A 15598-nucleotide genomic window follows, 5' to 3' on the forward strand; every position below is an offset into this window, starting at 1 on the left:
CAGAGCCTTCGATGTCCCAGCGACCCCTCTCCCTGCGCCTGGCGCTTTGCTGCGCGCTGCTCGTTTCCGCCACCGCTGCCATGGCGCAGGCTCCGGCCGCGAAGTCGCCGCCGCCGGTTTCGACCGGCGACATCGTGCGACCGATGCTGCCGGCGCAGTTGCAGGACTTCGCTGCCTACGTCGACAGTGCGCGCAAGACCTTCGACGTGCCGGGCATCGCCGTGGCAATCGTCAAGGACGGCCATGTGGTGATGGAGCAGGGCTTCGGTCTGCGCGAGATCGGCAAGCCCGAGTCGGTGGATGCGAACACGCTGTTCGCGATCGCCTCCAACACCAAGGCGTTCACCGCCGCCGCGCTGCAGCAGTTGGCCGGGCAGGGCAAATTGAAGATGGACGACCGCGTGATCGACCACCTGCCGTGGTTCCGCATGTCCGACCCGTACGTGACCCACGAGATGCGCATCCGCGACCTGCTGGCGCACCGCAGCGGCCTCAGCCTCGGCGCGGGCGACCTGCTGTACTGGCCGCCGACGTCGTACAGCACGAAGGAAGTGGTCGAGCGGCTGGCCCACGTGCCGATCAAGAACGGCTTCCGCAGCGGCTACGCCTACGACAACATCCTGTTCGCGGTGGCCACGCTGGTGATCGAGCAGGCTTCCGGCCAGAGCTACGCCGACTACGTGCGCGAGCATCTGTTCAAGCCGGTCGGCATGGACGAGTCGCTGGTCGACATGACCTATCTGAAACCGGGCATGGACGTGGCCACCGGCCACGCCAAGGCCGACTTCAAGGATCTCAAGCCGGTGCCGCCGATGGCCTGGCTCAACGACCCTGGCGCCGGCGGCATCTACTCCAGCGCGCACGACCTGGCGAAGTGGATGAACGTGCAGCTGGCGGGCGGCGTCTTGCCCGCGATGGGCAGCGACGGCAAGCCGGCGCGGCTGTTCTCCGAGGACAGCCAGCGCGAGATGTGGAGCGTGCTGACCCCGATCAAGATCGGCAAGCCGCCGGTTCCGGAACTGGCGCCGCTGGTACCGAACTTCTCCGGTTACGGCGAGAGCTGGTTCCTGTCCGACTACCTCGGCAGGAAGCTGGTCTGGCACACCGGCGGTTGGCCCGGCATGGTCTCGCGGGTGACCCTGGTGCCGGAGCTGAAGCTCGGCGTGGTGGTGCTGACCAATGCCGAGTCCGGCGCCGCGTTCAACGCGGTGACCTATCGCGTGCTCGACGCTTACCTGAACCCGGAGCACAAGACCGACTGGGTCGCCGCCTACGACAAGGCGGTGAAGCAATCCGAGGCCAAGGCCGACGACAGCTTCGCCAAGCACGAAGCCGCGCGCGACAAGCGCAGCAAGCCCTCGTTGCCGCTGGCGAAGTACGCCGGCAGCTACCGCGACCCGTGGTACGGCGACGTCATCGTCAGCCACGAGAATGGCAAGCTGCGCCTGCGCTTCAGCAAGACGAAGCAGCTGGTCGGCACGATGATGCCGTGGCAGCACGACACTTTCACCGTGCGCTGGGACGACCGCACGCTCAACGCCGACGCCTTCGTCACCTTCAGCCTGGACGTGGACGGCCATGTCAGCGAAGTGCGCATGCAGCCGATCTCGCCGCTGACCGACTTCAGCTTCGACTTCCAGGACCTGCGCATGGTGCCGGTCGCGGACAAGCCGGGTACCGACAAGCGTTGAACGGGTGCCGGGGTCGATCGCGACTTCGGCGCTTCCACTGCCGTGATACTGGGGAAGCGACATGCGTGACATGCGTCGTGCAGTAGCGATCGCGCTGGGCTGCGGCCTGTTCGCCGGCGTGGCGTTGGCGCGCACCGACGCGTCGGAGGCGCACAGCCCGTTCCGTGTCGAGCTGGGCAGTACGCTGACCCAGCCGGCGTCGGGCCGGCTGCTGCTGTTCGCCACCGATGCCAAGGCGGCCATCGCCGCGGCCAAGGATGGCAAGGTCGACGAGGTGGATGCCAATCCGTTCGGCGCCACCCAGGCCTCGGTGGCCGCGCGCGAGGTGAGCCGGCTGGTGCCGGGACAGGGCGTGGAGATCGACGCTGATGCGCTGGCGTACCCGGCCGGCTGGTCGCAGCTGCCACCTGGCGACTACTTCGTGCAGGCGGTGCTCGACGTCGATCACAGCTACAACTACAGCGGACGCGGCGCGGGCGACCTGGTCAGCTCGGTGGTGAAGCTGCATCTGCCGGCCGCGACGCCGCCGCGTTTGAGCCTGGACCGCGTGCTGAGCGCGCGCGAGCCGTGGGACTTGCCGGCGCGCTACCTCAGCGACACCACCCGCAAGCACCTCGACGCGGCGCGCCGCGCGGCGCAGCCGCTGGACTTCGTCAGCCCGGCGCTGAGCGCGTTCTGGGGACGGCCGATCCACATGCGTGGCTGGGTGCTGCTGCCGCCGGGCTACGACCCGCACGCGAAGCAGAGCTGGCCGGTGGTGTATGCCACCCACGGCTACGGCGGCAGCGCGGCGTCGCTCGCCGGCAACGCGGCGATGGTCTACGGCGCGATGGCCGAGCATCAGATGCCGCCGATGATCTGGGTGTTCCTGGATCAGTCCAGCCCCACCGGCACGCACGAATTCGCCGACTCGGTGAACAACGGCCCGTGGGGCTGGGCGCTGACCACCGAGCTGATCCCGCAGCTGGAGTCGCGCTATCGCATGGATGCGCGCCCGTCCGGCCGCTTCCTCACTGGCCATTCCTCCGGCGGCTGGGCCACACTGTGGCTGCAGACGCGTTACCCGAAGATTTTCGGCGGCACCTGGTCCACCTCGCCTGACCCCAGCGACTTCCACGATTTCACCGGCGTGGACCTGTATGCACCGCACGCGAACGTGTACCGCAAGCCGGACGGCACGCCGTACCCGCTGGTGCGCGACAAGGGCAAGGTGCTGGCCAGCTTCGAGGCGTTCGCGCAGCTCGAACGCGTGCTGGGCGAGTACGGCGGCCAGATGGCCTCGTTCGAGTGGGTGTTCTCGCCGCGCGGTGCGGACGGTCGGCCGCTGCCGATGTTCGATCGCGACACCGGCGCCGTCGATCCGGCCGTGGTCGCGTACTGGCGCGAGCACTACGACATCGCCCATCTCGTGCAGGCGAACTGGCCGCGGCTGAAAGGCGACCTGGACGGCAAGATCCACCTGGTCGTGGGCACCGCCGACACGTTCTATCTCGACGGCGCCGCGCACAAGTTCAAGGCCGTGCTGGATGGCCTGGGCGCGAAGTCGGACTTCCGCTTCCTGCCGGGCAAGACCCACTTCGACCTGTACGCGCAGGGCAAGGATCGTCAGGGGCTGCTCAAGCAGATGGCGTGGGAGATGTATGCGGTGGCGCGGCCGGATTCGAAGCTGAAGCGGCGGGCCGCGGCGGCACCGTAAGCGGCACCGGCGTCACTCGGGCTGCCACGGGTCGTAGCTGCCGAAGTACCACAGGTGGCCTTCCGGGTCGTGGCAGCTGTAGCCGGCGCCGCCGTAGTCCTTCTCGGCATAGTCGTCCACGATTACCGCGCCGGCGGCTTTCGCCTGCTGGTAGTGCGCCTTGCAGTCGGCCACGATCACGCAGGCGCATTGCGTCTCGCGCCCGCCGATCTCGTCGGGCTGGGCGATGTGCCGGCCGAATTCGTTGTCGCGCACTTCGCCGAGCATGACCATGCCGCCGCCGAAGGTGAGTTGGGCGTGTTCCACGCCGCCGTCCTCGTTCTCGTAGACGGCGTGCTTTTGGAAGCCGAAGGCCTTGCACAGCCACTCGATCGCGGCGTGCGCGTCGCGGTAGCGCAGGCAGGGAATGATGGTGCTGCCGTGGGACTGGGACATGCGAAGAACCTCGCTGGGTGATGTGCGCGGAGAATGGCGCCGGTGATGCCGCCGGTCTTGTAGATTTCCGCAACCGCTCAGGCGATCGGCAGGTGATTGAGGTAGGGTCCCCGCGCCGCCATGAACGCCCCTGGCGTGATGCCGGCGAAGCGGCGGAATTCATGGGTGAGGTGGGCCTGGTCGCAATAGCCGCAGTCCGCCGTGACGTGGCTCCAGTTCACGGCGGGCAGCGTCTGCGCCTGCACCACTACGGCGCGGAAACGCATCAGCCGCGCGTAATGCTTCAGCCCCATGCCCACTTGGCGGCGGAACAGCAGGCCGAGCCGACGTTCGGACAATCCGGTGTCGCGCGCCAGCAACGGGATCCGGGCTACCTGTGGCAGCCGGTCGAGCGTGGCCAGTACGTGTGCCACGGCGGATTCCGGTGCGGATCCGCGCAGGCATTGCAGCAGCCATCGCTCCAGCAGCTGCAGGCGCGTGCTGGCGTCGGCGGTTTCCAGCAGGCGCTGGCGCAGCCTCGTGGCGCTGCTGCCGAACAGGTCGGCCAGGTCGATGTCGTGGCCGGTCAGCGTACTGGCATCCTCGCCGGTCAGCGCGTGGGCGCCGCCGGGGCGGAACACCACCCCCATCACGCGGATCTGCTCGGCGGTGTCGATGATCTCGCTGTGCAGGCCGGGTCCGCCGAGCACGCTGCCGGACGAACGGGTGCAACGCCGCGCGTCGTCGTTGCTGTAGACCCGCGTCTCGTCCTCGTGCAGGTTGATGATCAGCTGCGCGCCGGGCTGCGGCAGCACGCGTTCATAGCGATGGGCGGCGGGCGGCATGTCCCAGTCCCAGATCGTCGCGACCAGGGTGTCGAGTGGCGGTGCGGGCAGGCGGTGCTGGAATCCCATCGGCATGCTCCGTGATCAGGCGCAAGTCTACGCGTTTCAGCCGGTGCACTCGTCCTCGTCGGGCAGCGGTGGCAGCGTGCGCACCAGCATGCTCTGCGGGCTGGTCATCGGCAGCCGTTCGCGGCGCAGGCGTTCGAGAATCTCGAACAGCAGCTCGCTCTTCACCCCGCCGACCTCGCGCGGGCCGCCGACGTAGGCGACGCAGTTGAACGTCATCACGCCGGCGTTGACGTTTTCCAGCTGCACGTAGGGCGCCGGCGCGGCCAGCGTGCCGTGGTGCGCACGCAGGATGCCCAGCACCAGCTCGCGCACCTTGCCGGCGTCGGTGTCCAGCGGCATCGGCAGCTTGATCTGCACGCGGCCCTGCGCGTTGGCCAGGGTCACGTTGCGCACGTTCTGGGTGATCAGCTGCGAGTTCGGCACGATCACGGTGGAGCGGTCCCACATCTGGATCTCGGTGGCGCGCACGTTGATGCGGCGGATGTCGCCCTCGACGTCGCTGGACAGGCTGACCCAGTCGCCCACCTTCACCGGCCGCTCGACCAGCAAAATCAGGCCGGAGATGAAGTTCTGCACGATCGCCTGCAGGCCGAAGCCGATGCCCACCGACAGCGCGCTGACGATCCAGGTGATGCTCTTCAGGTCCACCTGCAGCGCGGCCAGCGTCAGCACGAACACCAGCATGCCGCCGAGGTAGCCGAGCAGGGTGACGATGGAGTCCTGCATGCCCGGTTCCATCGTGGACTTCGGCAGCAGTTGCTCGCGCAGCCAGCGCTTGAGCGTGCGCAGCACGAACAGTCCTGCCACCAATACCAGCGCGGCGCTGAAGATGCTGCCGGGGTTGATCGCCAGATCGCCGAGCCGGAAGCTGCCGAGGGTCTGTTCGGCGCTGGTCAGCAGGTCCTTCGGACCGGCGCCGAACGGGGTCAGCACGGTCGCCAGCGCCAGTAGCACGAGCCCGACGCGACAGACGCCGGCGAGCAGGGTGGCGGTCTGTTCCAGCGTGTGCGGCGCCAGCTGGAAGGTGGCCTGCAGCCGCTGGCCGCTGCGCCCACGCGGCGACAGCAAGGTGTCGATCAGATCGGTGAGCAGATGGATCAGCAGGTACACCGTGGCCACGATCACGCCGACCCACAACATCTGCACGGCGACGAAGAACGCCAGCGCGATGAAGCCGGTGGCCACGCCCAGCCAGCTGACCGCCACGCCGAGCGTGGCGGCCGCGCTGAGCAGGCCGATCCATACCGGCCGGTGCTCCGGCTCGGCACCGCTGGCGGCCTGTTCCCGGCGGGCGCGGCGCAGACGCAGCAACGCCAGGCCGATCAGGCCGCTGATGACCAGCGCGAACAGGCCACGCGTGGCCACGGTGGCCGGCAGGCTGGTGCCGATCGCGCGGCTGGTGCGGTCGAGCAGGCCGAACAGCAGCGCCGCCGCGGCCAGCAGCCACGGGAACAGGTGCAGCCGTTGCGCCGCCAGGTCCGACAGCGCCGGCAGGCGCCACGATGGCCGCGGTACCGACAGCAGCGCCCGGCCCAGTCCGGTCACGTACGCGGCGAAGAACACCAGCCCGACCACGCTGGTGGCCAGCGCAGCGAGGTCGTCGTCGAGAATGTCGTTCCAGTTCAGCCCCAGGTAGGCCAGTTGCGCCGCCAGCCCGGTGGTGAGGACCGCGGCCAGCGCCACCGCGGCAGCCATCGCGCTGCGCCGCAGATGGCCGTCCGGCACGTGGCGCGTGGCCAACCCCAGCAGCAGCCGTTCCAGCACCCAGCGGCCGCCGCCCAGCAGCAGCGCGGCGGCGATCAGGCACCACGCCAGCGGCTGCCGGTTCGGCGGCTGCCATGCCTGCGCCATGGCGTCGGCGAAGCGCGCACCGAGCCGCTTGAGCCGCGCCACGTCGTCCGGAAACGCGCGCACCGGATCGGCCCAGAACGTGCGGCTGAACGGCGTGGCCGTGCGCGAGGCCAGCCGCGCCTGGAACTCGTCGTTGCGCAGGCCGGAAATCTGCGCGGCCAGTTGCGCCGCGTTCTGGCCGAGCAGCTGCGCCTGCTTGATCTGCGCGTCCAGATCGGCCTGCGCCTTGTCGAGCTTGCGCCGCTGCGCAGCGACTTCCGGCGCCTCCGGTGGCGTTCCCTTCGCCGGCGTGGGACCCAGCACGGCAAGCTGCGCCTGCAGGGCGGTCATCTGCGGTGCGAGGTCGGCGGCCAGCTGGCGCGCCTGGTCCTGCACGCCGAGCGCGGTGGTGCGCAGGTCGGCCAGCGGCGTATCGGGCTTCTTGTCCTTCAGCGCGGCCTTGACGGTGTCGAGTTGGCTGCCCAGCTGATCCAGCGTTTGTGCGGGTGTCGCCGCCGGCGCGGCGGTCGATGACGGGTCGCTGCTCTGGGCAAGCGACGCGGCGCTGCCGAACGTCAGCAACAGGAGCAGGAGGCAGCGGAGCAGAGTAGGCATCCGCCCATGATCGGAGCGCCGCCGCGGGCGGTCAATCGCGCCGGGCGGATGAGTGGCGATCTTCACGGCTGGCGTTCAGGCTCGACGGTCGTCACCCCATGCGATGCCGGCTTCACGCACAATGAAGCGCCCCGTCGTGCCGGAACACCCATGATCTTCCGCTGGTTCGAATCCCTCATCGACGCGTTCAAGGAACCGGTCGACGGCATGCCGCCGGCCTCAGTGTGGCGCTTCTACGCGTTCTACCTGCGCCAGGTGTGGCCGGTGTTCGCGGTGGCGATCGCGGTGGGCTTCGTGGTGGCGATCGTGGAAGTGTCGCTGTTCGGCTTCATCGGCCGCATCGTCGACATGGCCAAGGGCGCGCCGGCGGCAGGTTTCTTCCGGCAGCACGGCAACGAGCTGTTGTGGATGGGTTTCGTGGCGCTGATCGTGCGGCCGCTGGCGATCGGCGCGCACGACCTGCTGGTGAACCAGTCCATCGTGCCCAGCCTGACCAACCGCATCCGCTGGCAGAACCATCGCTACGTGATCCGCCAGAGCCTGGGCTTCTTCCAGAACGACTACGCCGGGCGCATCGCCAACCGCATCATGCAGACCGGCGGCGCGCTGCGCGAGTCGGCGGTGCAGATCGTCGACGCGATCTGGTACGTCACCATCTATACCGGCAGCGCGATCGTGCTGTTCGCGCAGGCCGACGTGTGGCTGGCCGTGCCGCTGTTTGCGTGGGTGTTCGCGTATGTCGGATTGCTGGCGTTCTTCATCCCGCGCATCAAGCAGCGCTCGTGGCTGGCCTCGGAGGCGCGCTCGAAGCTGATGGGACGCATCGTCGACGGCTACAGCAACGTGCTCACGCTGAAGCTGTTTGCGCACACCCGGCGCGAGGAGGCCTACGTGGCCGAGGCGATGGCCGAGCAGACCGACAAGCTGCGCCGGATGACCCGCGTCACCACCGCGCTGGACGCCAGCATCACCACGCTCAACGGCTTCCTGATCGTGGGCACCTCGGCGCTGGCGCTGTGGCTGTGGAGCGAGGGCCGGGTGACGGTGGGCGCCATCGCGCTGTCGACCGGGCTGGTGATCCGCATCAACAACATGTCCGGCTGGATCATGTGGGTGGTCAACGGCATCTTCGAAAACGTGGGCACCGTGCAGGACGGCATCACCACCATCGCGCAGCCGCGCGCGGTGCAGGACCGCGAGGGCGCGATGCCGCTGGAGGTCACCAACGGCGGCGTGCATTTCGAGCACATCCACTTCCACTACGGCAAGCAGGGCGGAGTGATCGCCGGGCTCGACCTCAGCGTGCGCGCGGGCGAGAAGATCGGCCTGGTCGGGCCGTCCGGCGCGGGCAAGTCGACCCTGGTCAACGTGCTGCTGCGGCTGTACGACCTGGAAGGCGGGCGCATCCTGATCGACGGCCAGGACATCGCGCAGGTGACCCAGGAAAGCCTGCGTTCGCAGATCGGCGTGGTGACCCAGGATACCTCGCTGTTGCACCGCTCGATCCGCGACAACATTCTCTACGGCCGCCCCGACGCCAGCGAGGCGCAGATCATGGATGCCGTGCGCAAGGCGCGCGCCGACGAGTTCATCCCGCAACTCGTCGATGGCGAAGGCCGCGTGGGCTACGACGCGCTGGTCGGCGAGCGCGGCGTGAAGCTCTCGGGTGGCCAGCGCCAGCGCATCGCGATCGCACGCGTGCTGCTGAAGGACGCGCCGATCCTGGTGCTGGACGAAGCCACCAGCGCGCTGGATTCCGAAGCCGAGGCGGCGATCCAGGAAAGTCTCGACCTGTTGATGCAGGGCAAGACGGTGATTGCGATCGCCCATCGCCTGTCCACCATCGCGCGGATGGACCGGCTGGTGGTGCTGGACAAGGGGCAGATCGTCGAGACCGGCACGCACGCCGAGCTGATCGCGCACGAAGGCCTCTACGCGCGGCTGTGGAAGCGGCAAACCGGCGGTTTCGTGGCGGCGGAGGACGCGTCGGTCCCATGACCTGGCTGACCCCGTATCCTTTGGCTGCCCAGGGAAGATCCGCGATGGTCAAGAACAACGCCACATTCCGATTCGAGGCGAAGCTGCTGCGTCCGGCGGAGCCCCGTGATGCGTCGTGGGCGTTCGTGGTGCTGCCCGCGGAAGTCAGCGCCAGGCTGCCGCGGCGGGGCCGAACGACGGTGGAGGGCACGCTCGATGGCCAGGCGTTCCGGGCCACGCTCGAGCCGGATGGCCGGCTGAGTCATTGGCTCAGGGTGGACAAGGCGCTGCGCGAAGCCGCGGGCGCCGCCGTCGGCGACACGGTCGCACTCGAACTGGCGCCGGTGGCCAGGGAACCGGAACCGGAGCTTCCGCCGGACTTGCGCCGGGCGCTGGACGGCGCACCTGAGGCCCGCGCAGCCTGGGAAAGCACCACGACCCTGGCGCGCGTGGACTGGATCCACTGGGTCACGTCCGCCAAACAATCGGCCACGCGCGCCAAGCGGGTCGCCGATGCCTGCGGCATGCTTGCTTCAGGCAAGCGCCGGGTCTGCTGTTTCGACCCGTCCGGCTACTACAGCAAGGCGTTCGGGGCGCCGGACGCGGCGGAGGAGCCGGAGGAGCCGTAGCAGATCCCAGTGGCCGGTCGGTGCCGTCGGACACGTCCGCCGCGGCTTCGGGCCGGCGGAGGACGCGCCGGTTTAGCCGGTGGCTGCGGCAGACGTGCGTCGCTGGCTCAGCACGCTCCGCTGCTGCAGCAGGCGGGTTTGCCCGCCGTCGCCGCACCTTCCAGCACGTTGGCCGCGACGGTCAGCGCCTTCGCCGCGGCGGCGCCTTTGCGCTCGCTGTAGCGGCTGACCAGGTAGTCGCTGCGCCCGCGCACCAGCAGGGTGAACTTGAACAGCTCCTCCATCACGTCCACCACGCGGTCGTAGAACGGGGAGGGTTTCATCCGGCCGTCGTCGTCGAACTCCTGCCAGGCCTTGGCCACCGAAGACTGGTTCGGGATGGTCAGCATGCGCATCCAGCGGCCCAGCACGCGCAAGGTGTTGACCACGTTGAACGACTGCGAGCCGCCGCAGACCTGCATCACCGCGAGCGTGCGTCCCTGCGTGGGGCGCACGCTGCCGTCTTCCAGCGGCAGCCAGTCGATCTGGTTCTTGAACACGCCGGTGATCGTGCCGTGCCGCTCGGGGCTCACCCACACCTGACCCTCGGACCACAGCGACAGCGCGCGCAGTTCCTGCACCTTGGGGTGGCTGGCCGGCACACTGTCCAGCAGCGGCAGTTCGTGCGGGTCGAACACCCGCGTCTCGGCGCCGAAGTGGCGCAGGATGCGCTCGGCTTCCAGCGCCAGCTTGCGGCTGAACGACTGGGGGCGCAGCGAGCCGTACAGGATCAGGATGCGCGGCGGGTGACCGGCGTCGGCCGGCAAGGCCAGCTTGGCCAGGCTGGGAGTGTCCAGCATATCGGCGGCTATATGAGGCAGGTCCTGGATCGGCACGGGCACGTTTCCTGTTGCTTTGATTTGACGATTCTATCATTATGGAAATATAGAAACCAATCCGGAACCGTCGCCATGCCCCCGTGTCGCGTCCTGTTCATCTGCACCGGCAACTCGGCACGCAGCATCCTGTCCGAGGCCACCCTCAACCACCTGGGCAAGGGGCGCTTCGAGGCGTTCAGCGCCGGCAGCCAGCCGACCGGGCGCGTCAACCCGTACGCGATCGAGGAGCTCAAGGCGCTGGGCATCGCCACCGAGGGACTCAGCAGCAAGTCGTGGGACCGCTTCACCGAAGCGGGCGCGCCGCCGCTGGATATCGTGATCACGGTTTGCGACAACGCCGCGAACGAGACCTGCCCGGTGCTGTTCGGCGACTTCGTGAAAAGTCATTGGGGCCTGCCCGATCCGGCCGCCGCCCACGGGGCGGGCGCCGCGATCGCGGCGTTCCGGCGCGCCCACACGCTGATCCTGTATCGAATCACGGCACTGCTGAAGCTGCCGGTGGAAACGATGGGGCGTGACGAGTTGAAGCAGGCGCTCGATCACATCGGCAGCATCACCGACGAAGAAGCGGACGCATGAACCAGACACCCGCAGAACTGACTGCTTGTCCGGCTCCCGCGGAGGGCGTCCGCATCGGCTTTTTCGAGCGCTGGCTCACCCTCTGGGTACTCTTGTGCATCGTCGCCGGCACGCTGCTGGGCCACCTGCTGCCCGGCAGCTTCGAGGCGCTGGGCGGCATGCAGGTGGCCCAGGTGAACCTGCCGGTCGCGGTGCTGATCTGGCTGATGATCATCCCGATGCTGCTTAAGATCGACTTCGGCGCGCTCGGCGGCGTGCGTCGCCAGTGGAAGGGCATCGGCGTCACGCTGTTCATCAACTGGGCGGTGAAGCCGTTCTCGATGGCGCTGCTGGGCTGGATCTTCATCCGCCACCTGTTCGCCGGCCAGCTGCCGGCCGCACAGCTCGATTCCTACATCGCCGGCCTGATCCTGCTGGCCGCCGCGCCGTGCACGGCGATGGTGTTCGTGTGGAGCAACCTGTGCCGCGGCGAGCCGGCGTTCACGCTGAGCCAGGTCGCCCTGAACGACGCCATCATGGTGGTGGCGTTCGCGCCGATCGTGGCGTTGCTGCTGGGCATCTCCTCGATCACGGTGCCGTGGAACACGCTGCTGCTGTCGGTGCTGCTGTACATCGTGGTGCCGGTGGCGCTCAGCATGCTGCTGCGGCGCCAGCTGCTGGCGCACGGCGGCGAGACGCGCTTGCAGAAACTGCTGCAGCGGCTGGGGCCGGTGTCGCTGGGCGCACTGCTGGCCACCCTGGTGCTGCTGTTCGGTTTCCAGGGCCGGCAGATCCTCGCGCAGCCGGCGATCATCGCGCTGCTGGCGGTGCCGATCCTGATCCAGGTGTATTTCAACGCCGGCCTGGCCTACTGGCTCAATCGCCGCTTCGGTGTGCCGCACTGCGTGGCCGGCCCGTCGGCGCTGATCGGCGCCAGCAACTTCTTCGAGCTGGCGGTGGCCACCGCGGTGGGCCTGTTCGGCGTGCATTCCGGCGCAGCGCTGGCGACCGTGGTGGGCGTACTGATCGAGGTGCCGGTGATGCTGTCGGTGGTGCGCATCGTCAACCGCAGCAAGCGCTGGTATGAAGCGGCCCGGGAGTAGCGCCATGCAGAACAGGCAAGCCATCACCATCCTCGCCGCGCTCGCCCAGGAGTCGCGGCTGGCGGTCTATCGGTTGCTGGTCGAACATGCGCCGGAAGGACTGGCGGCCAGCGCGATCGCGGAGAAGCTGGGCCTGCCCAACGCCACGCTGTCCTTCCACCTGAAGGAGCTGTCGCACGCGGGCCTGGTGAGCAGCCGGCAAAGCGGGCGCTTCATCTACTACGCGCCGGTGATCGAGGCGATGGACGCGTTGGTCGGCTACCTGACGGATCACTGCTGCAGCCAGTCCGCTGGCACGTGCGCAACCGCCGCGGCCAAGTGCGCACCGGACAAGCGGCCGGCCGCGGCGGCCAGGCGCCGTCCGACCTCGGCCTGAGCCGCCTGACATCCCTGCGATCAGTCCACCAGATCCTGGATCGCCAGCCCGTGCTCGCGGCAGTAGCGCTCGTATTCCGCCCGCTGAGTGCCGGCCGAGGCACGGCCGGTCACCACGCCGCCGGGGCCGAGGAACTCGACCGTGCCCATCACGATCGCCAGCGCCAGCATCGGCTCGTCGCCGACGACCTTCCACCAGTCGGTGTTGCCCGGCGGCTCGTAGACGTAGTCGCCCGGGCCGATCAGCTCGCCGGTGCACAGCTTGCGCGTGCCGCTGAGGTTGTACGCATGGATCTCGCCGGTGTGGCGATGCAGCGGCATCACCGTGCCCGGCTCCATGCGCAGCAGCTCGACGAAGCCGCGGTCGTCGGCGAAGAAGCGCAGCGGGCTGGACGACTTGCCGGGGGTGGAGGAGGGCACCCAGTGCCGCGCGGCAGCGGTGCTGAAGCGGGCGGGCAGGTAGTCGTGCAGGCGGGCGGAGGGCATGGTCATGGGCGCGGCTCAGGCGGCGATGGCGGCAAGGTAGAGGTCGAACGATGCGTCCACCGCGGCGCGGCCACCGCCGATGATGTTGCGGCCCCAGGTGAAGCCGTAGACGTCCTCGAACGCGTAGCCGGCCAGGCGCGCCTGCATGCGGCGCACGTCGGCCGGTGGCATCGGCGTGAAGTTGGGATAGCTGCGCATGAACGAGACGTGGCGGCGGTTGCTGACCACGTGCGGCGCGTCGCCGGAGAACAGCGCGCCGCCGGGTCGCGGGCCGTCCTTCCAGTGCAGCACCGTGCTGCCGGGGAAGTGGCCGCCGCTGCGGATCAGCGTCACCGCATCGGACAGCCGGTACGCATCGCCACGCCAGAACTGCACGTTCGGCGAGGGCCGGCGCACCCACTCGCGGTCTGCTTCGTGCAGCAGGATCGGCACGTTGCCGAACGCCTCGCTCCATTCCAGCATCGCGGCGTAGAAATGCGGATGCGAGATCGCGATCAGGTCCACGCCGCCGCGCGCCTGCAACGTGGCGACCGCCTCGTCGGTGACCAGGCTCAGCGATTCCCACAGGATGTTGCCCGCGTCGGTGGGCAGGTACAGCGCACGCTGGTTGATCGCGAAATCCGGCGCCAGGCCGATGCCGAGCACGCCGGCTTCGTCCTGCAGGCGCAGTGTGTGGGTGGCTTTCAGCGCTTCGTGGGTCGTCCAGCTCTGGCCATGGGCGCCGACGTACTGGCGCTCGTCCTCGCAGACGGCGCAATGCGTGGGGGAGTCTGCATACTGGGTGCCGCAGGTTTCGCAGATGGCTTTCGTCACGATCGATTCTCCATGGGCTGGACCTCACCGGTGGGGCGCCCCGAAGGGCGCGATGCTCTTCGTCACGTAACGGAAAGCATGGCGCGGAGGGGTGCTCCTACCGTGCTGACTCTAGAGGTAATCTGGATCCTTGGTTGAGCCATTCACGAGAGATTCGATGGAACCAGTTTTCCCGTTTCCCGTGCTGCTGCCGCGCGGCTCCGGCGGGCTCACGCACGCATTGCACCTGCAGTTGCGCGCGGCGATCCTGGACGGCCGCTTGCCGCCGCACGCCGCATTGCCGGCCACGCGGAAGGTGGCCGAGGCCCTGGGGGTGGCGCGCAATACGGTGGTCACTGTCTACGACCTGCTGGTCGCCGAGGGCTACCTGGTGGCGCGCAAGGGCTCCAGACCGCAGGTCGTCGAGTTCGCCCGGCGCCGGTCGAAGCCGGCGCGCGTGGGTACGGACGATTCGCGTTTTGCGCCCGCATGGCGGGCACCGTTCCTGCAGCCGTCGTCCGTGCGCGCCTTGCCCGAGCGCAATTTCCGTCTGGGCATTCCCGACCACCGCCATTTCCCCCATGACGTCTGGCGCCGGTTGACGGCGCAGACGCTGCGCAAGAGCGCGCGCGAACCGTTTGCGTATGCGCCATCGCAAGGCATCCCCGCCTTGCGCGAGGCGATTGCGCAGCACGTTGCGTTTGCCCGCGCGGTGGCCTGCAGCGCCGACGACGTGATCGTCACCTCCGGCGCGCAGCAGGCGTTCGACCTGATCGCCCGGCTGCTGGTCACGCCGGGGCAAACGAAGGTGGCGGTGGAGGAGCCGGGCTACCCGCCGCTGCGCGCCGCGTTTGCCGCCGCCGGCGCACGGTTGCTGCCGCTGCCGGTGGACGACGAAGGCCTGTGTGTCGAACGCCTGCCCGAGGACGTGCGCATCATCAGCGTCACGCCCTCGCACCAGTCGCCCACCGGCGCGGCGATGTCGCTGCGCCGGCGCGCCGCCTTGCTCGACTTCGCGCGCCGCCATCGCGCGGTGATCGTCGAGGACGACTACGACGGCGAGTTCCGCTTCGGCGGCCGTCCGCTCGACGCGCTGCAGACGCTGGATGGCGACGCGCTGGTGTTCTACGTCGGCACCTTCTCCAAGAGCATGTTCCCCTCGCTGCGCAAGGGCTTCGTGGTGGCGCCGGCGTGGGCGCACAGCGGGCTGGTCACGGTCAAGCACTGCGTCGACTCGCATTGCGACAGCCTCACCCAGTCCGCGCTTGCCGCCTTCATCCGCGACGGCCACCTCGCGCGGCACCTGCGCCACATGCGGCCGATCTACGCCGAACGCCGCGCGGCGCTGCTCGACGGGCTGCAGCGCGTGCTCGGCCGCTGGCTGCAACCGATTCCGTCCGAAGCGGGCCTGCACCTGGCCGCGCGATTCCGCGATCCCGCGCGGGCGGCCCGGCTCATGCCGACCATCCTGCGCCACGCCGCCGGCGCGGAATCCACCGCCGACTACGCGATGACGCGCGGGATCGAGCCGGCGGTGACGTTCGGTTATGGCGTGATCGATGCCGGCGATATCACGGCAGCACTGCAGAGTATTCGTCGTACCCTGGAAAGGGGCCGGGAACCGTAGGCATCGCTGACGG

14 protein-coding genes are annotated in these 15598 nt (G+C 68.9%); 8 read left to right on the forward strand and 6 right to left on the reverse strand.

Annotation, left to right across the window (positions count from 1 at the left end; translation table 11 throughout):
- Positions 1–11 precede the first annotated feature (11 nt).
- Both R2APBS1_RS06875 and R2APBS1_RS06880 read left to right on the forward strand, forming a co-directional pair.
- On the forward strand, positions 12–1691 hold the full coding sequence (locus R2APBS1_RS06875) for a serine hydrolase (protein ID WP_015447369.1): 1680 nt from the start codon (positions 12–14) through the stop codon (positions 1689–1691).
- Positions 1692–1752: 61 nt separating this feature from the next.
- Entirely contained in the window at positions 1753–3387 is a 1635-nt protein-coding gene (locus R2APBS1_RS06880) for an alpha/beta hydrolase (RefSeq protein WP_015447370.1), read from the forward strand.
- Positions 3388–3399: 12 nt separating this feature from the next.
- Here the strand turns inward: R2APBS1_RS06880 and R2APBS1_RS06885 are convergent, their stop codons facing one another.
- The 3 genes from R2APBS1_RS06885 to R2APBS1_RS06895 form a co-directional block, all read right to left on the reverse strand.
- Positions 3400–3822: a VOC family protein gene (locus R2APBS1_RS06885; protein WP_015447371.1), complete on the reverse strand. Its 423-nt coding sequence runs from the start codon at positions 3820–3822 to the stop codon at positions 3400–3402.
- Positions 3823–3899: 77 nt separating this feature from the next.
- A complete protein-coding gene (locus R2APBS1_RS06890; protein WP_015447372.1) occupies positions 3900–4715 on the reverse strand; it encodes a helix-turn-helix domain-containing protein in 816 nt (271 codons plus the stop codon).
- Positions 4716–4751: 36 nt separating this feature from the next.
- Positions 4752–7160, reverse strand: coding sequence for a DUF3772 domain-containing protein (locus R2APBS1_RS06895; RefSeq protein WP_041676691.1), 2409 nt, complete (start codon positions 7158–7160; stop codon positions 4752–4754).
- A 153-nt stretch (positions 7161–7313) separates the two neighbouring features.
- Here R2APBS1_RS06895 and R2APBS1_RS06900 point away from each other — a divergent pair, with 153 nt between their 5' ends.
- Together R2APBS1_RS06900 and R2APBS1_RS06905 are read left to right on the forward strand one after the other, a co-directional pair.
- Complete coding sequence (locus R2APBS1_RS06900) at positions 7314–9158, forward strand: ABC transporter ATP-binding protein (protein ID WP_041676873.1); 1845 nt, start codon at positions 7314–7316, stop codon at positions 9156–9158.
- Positions 9159–9202: 44 nt separating this feature from the next.
- Positions 9203–9766, forward strand: coding sequence for a YdeI/OmpD-associated family protein (locus R2APBS1_RS06905; protein WP_015447375.1), 564 nt, complete (start codon positions 9203–9205; stop codon positions 9764–9766).
- 107 nt (positions 9767–9873) lie between these two features.
- Here R2APBS1_RS06905 and arsH read toward each other — a convergent pair whose 3' ends face one another.
- Positions 9874–10641, reverse strand: coding sequence for an arsenical resistance protein ArsH (gene arsH, locus R2APBS1_RS06910; protein ID WP_015447376.1), 768 nt, complete (start codon positions 10639–10641; stop codon positions 9874–9876).
- A 75-nt stretch (positions 10642–10716) separates the two neighbouring features.
- Here arsH and R2APBS1_RS06915 point away from each other — a divergent pair, with 75 nt between their 5' ends.
- Genes R2APBS1_RS06915 through R2APBS1_RS06925 form a run of 3 tightly spaced genes read left to right on the forward strand, consistent with a single transcriptional unit; the run spans position 10717 to position 12681 of the window.
- Positions 10717–11223 (forward strand): arsenate reductase ArsC, encoded by a 507-nt coding sequence (locus R2APBS1_RS06915; protein WP_007513080.1) that lies wholly within the window; start codon positions 10717–10719, stop codon positions 11221–11223.
- Entirely contained in the window at positions 11220–12305 is a 1086-nt protein-coding gene (arsB, locus tag R2APBS1_RS06920; RefSeq protein WP_007513082.1) for an ACR3 family arsenite efflux transporter, read from the forward strand. Before R2APBS1_RS06915 ends, arsB begins: the two co-directional genes overlap by 4 nt.
- Before the next feature lie 4 nt (positions 12306–12309).
- Positions 12310–12681 carry an ArsR/SmtB family transcription factor gene (locus R2APBS1_RS06925; protein WP_015447377.1) on the forward strand — a complete coding sequence of 124 codons (372 nt, stop codon included), beginning with the start codon at positions 12310–12312 and terminating at the stop codon, positions 12679–12681.
- Between the two features lie 20 nt (positions 12682–12701).
- On the opposite strand, the gene R2APBS1_RS06930 is transcribed toward R2APBS1_RS06925, so the two are convergent.
- Together R2APBS1_RS06930 and R2APBS1_RS06935 are read right to left on the reverse strand one after the other, a co-directional pair.
- Positions 12702–13172 carry a cupin domain-containing protein gene (locus tag R2APBS1_RS06930; protein WP_015447378.1) on the reverse strand — a complete coding sequence of 157 codons (471 nt, stop codon included), beginning with the start codon at positions 13170–13172 and terminating at the stop codon, positions 12702–12704.
- 9 nt (positions 13173–13181) lie between these two features.
- A complete protein-coding gene (locus tag R2APBS1_RS06935) occupies positions 13182–13979 on the reverse strand; it encodes an MBL fold metallo-hydrolase (protein WP_015447379.1) in 798 nt (265 codons plus the stop codon).
- 157 nt (positions 13980–14136) lie between these two features.
- Between R2APBS1_RS06935 and pdxR the strand changes: the two genes are divergently transcribed.
- On the forward strand, positions 14137–15585 hold the full coding sequence (gene pdxR / locus R2APBS1_RS06940) for a MocR-like pyridoxine biosynthesis transcription factor PdxR (protein ID WP_015447380.1): 1449 nt from the start codon (positions 14137–14139) through the stop codon (positions 15583–15585).
- The last annotated feature ends 13 nt before the right edge of the window (positions 15586–15598 follow it).

Source organism: Rhodanobacter denitrificans (assembly GCF_000230695.2).
Lineage (GTDB): Bacteria > Pseudomonadota > Gammaproteobacteria > Xanthomonadales > Rhodanobacteraceae > Rhodanobacter > Rhodanobacter denitrificans.